The sequence below is a fragment of the Parasediminibacterium schistidii genome (genome assembly GCF_046546515.1).
GTDB lineage: Bacteria > Bacteroidota > Bacteroidia > Chitinophagales > Chitinophagaceae > Parasediminibacterium.
Genome location: NZ_JBKHKJ010000091.1, coordinates 1 through 945 on the forward strand (window position 1 = coordinate 1; position 945 = coordinate 945).

The 945-nt window shown below is 48.7% G+C and carries 1 protein-coding gene; it reads left to right on the plus strand.

Annotated features, from left to right (window positions below; genetic code table 11):
* Window positions 1–89: 89 nt before the first annotated feature.
* Window positions 90–932 carry an IS3 family transposase gene (locus tag ACHFIY_RS19290; protein WP_410847766.1) on the plus strand — a complete coding sequence of 281 codons (843 nt, stop codon included), beginning with the start codon at window positions 90–92 and terminating at the stop codon, window positions 930–932.
* The last annotated feature ends 13 nt before the right edge of the window (window positions 933–945 follow it).

Here is a 945-nt window from a genome sequence, read left to right on the forward strand (position 1 = left end):
GGCCCCGGCGATAAAAAACTACACGAATTATATGCTCAGATTGGTCAATTGAAGGTGGAAAATGACTTCCTTAAAAAAAAATTGAAGTGATGCCCGCATCCAAGCGTTGCCTGATGCTGGAGGAGGCAAACGGGCAGTTGAGCATCGTGAAACAATGCGGGCTATTATCACTGCACCGCAGCCGTTTTTATTATGTTGCCTGCCCTGAGACGGCAGATAATTTAGCCATCATGAGGTGGCTGGACGAGCAGTATTTCTCAACGCCCTTTTATGGCGTGCTGCGTTTGTGTGCTTTGCTGCGCCAGGATGGTTACCAGGTGAACGTAAAAAGAGCAAGGCGGCTGATGAAGCTGGTAGGCTGGGAGACATTGTACCGGGAACCCCGTACAACCGTTGCTGACAAAGCATCGTACAAATACCCCTACCTCTTAAAAGGGCTTGCCATAACGCACCGGGACAAAGTGTGGGAGGTGGATATTACCTACCTGCCCATGGCAAAAGGCTTCATGTACCTTTATGCGGTGATAGACGTTTACACCCGCTTTATCGTGGGGTGGGGCATCAGCAACAGCATGGACGCGGCATGGTGCGCGAGCATCACGCAGGAAGCCATAGAGGCGCATGGCAAGCCCGAAATCATCAACAGCGACCAAGGTAGCCAGTTCACCTCGGAAGCCCATGTTGGCTTGTTAAAAAGCCATGAAATAAAGATAAGCATGGATGGCAAAGGCAGGGCAATCGACAATATTTACATAGAGCGTTTCTGGCGCAGCATCAAGTATGAGGATATTTATCTAAAGGCATATGAAAATGGGCTAGCTTTATACGGTGGGGTAAGCAAATACATGCACTTTTACAATACGAAAAGGGTGCATCAAAGCTTGGGATATGCCACACCAGAAGCACTTTATAAAGCCGACCTAAACCAGTAGCCAGCCATGCTTT

Excerpts from the sequence above, each read along its gene's own strand:
- ACHFIY_RS19290 (WP_410847766.1), top strand. The coding sequence starts at position 90 with ATGCCCGCATCCAAGCGTTGCCTGATGCTGGAGGAGGCAAACGGGCAG.